Below are 875 nucleotides of genomic sequence, written 5' to 3'. Positions count from 1 at the left end.
GCCCCGTCGGTAGGTATCGCGGGAACCTCCTCGATTTCGACCCGTATGGCGTTCCAATCAGCATGATGAAAGTTGAGTTAGTATGGGCTCGGCGGCTCACATGATGGAGCGCCCTGCCAGCGTCGGAAATCGTCTCCTAGCTGCATTGCCGTCGAAAGACCTCGCATTGCTCGCGCCGCATCTCCAGAAGGTATCGCTTGAACAGGATGCCGTGGTAGCGCAATCGGGAGATCGACGCGACCATGTTTACTTTCCCCATAGCGGCGCCATCTCTTTCATGCTCGGCCTGCCGAACGGGGAAACGATTGCAACCGCCGTGATCGGGCGCGAGGGAGCCCTCGGTGCGCTCTCGGTGCTGGGGGGAAACCCCTCCCTGTCGTCCGTGACCGCGGTCGTGCGGGTGGGCGGCACCGCATCGCAAATCTCCGTAGCGCGTTTTCAAGCAGCCTACATGGGGAGCAGCGCCATCAGACATGTAGTCCAGGCGCACACCAGGTCGATACTCATGCAGTTCCAGCACGTCGCAGCCTGCAATGGGCTGCACCCCGTCGAGGCCCGCATGGCCCGGTGGCTGCTTCACCTGCATGATCGGACGGAAGGCAACATCCTATCATTAACTCAGGAGACGCTTTCGCAGTTGCTCGGAGTGCGACGAACGACCGTGACACAGGAGGTTGCCAAACTCCGCGCCTTGGGTGCCATCAGATCAGATCGGCGGGGCTTGATCGAAATCGATAGGGGGCGTCTCGAGCAAGCGTCCTGCGAATGCTACGACGTCATGCGCCGTCAAACCGATCAGATCGTCCCGGATGACGCCGCGAGGCCGCGCCTGCATGTTGCATCGGGCGACGAACCTCACGGTGGCTGAGCGTTTT

General features: G+C 61.3%; 1 protein-coding gene. It reads left to right on the top strand.

The features are described from left to right. Positions 1–100: 100 nt before the first annotated feature. Complete coding sequence (locus tag ACFFWD_RS20415) at positions 101–868, top strand: Crp/Fnr family transcriptional regulator (protein ID WP_376968286.1); 768 nt, start codon at positions 101–103, stop codon at positions 866–868. Positions 869–875: the final 7 nt, after the last annotated feature.

Origin of the sequence: Bradyrhizobium erythrophlei (assembly GCF_042430365.1) — a bacterium.
GTDB lineage: Bacteria > Pseudomonadota > Alphaproteobacteria > Rhizobiales > Xanthobacteraceae > Bradyrhizobium > Bradyrhizobium erythrophlei.
This window is presented reverse-complemented; position numbering and strand designations above follow the sequence as displayed.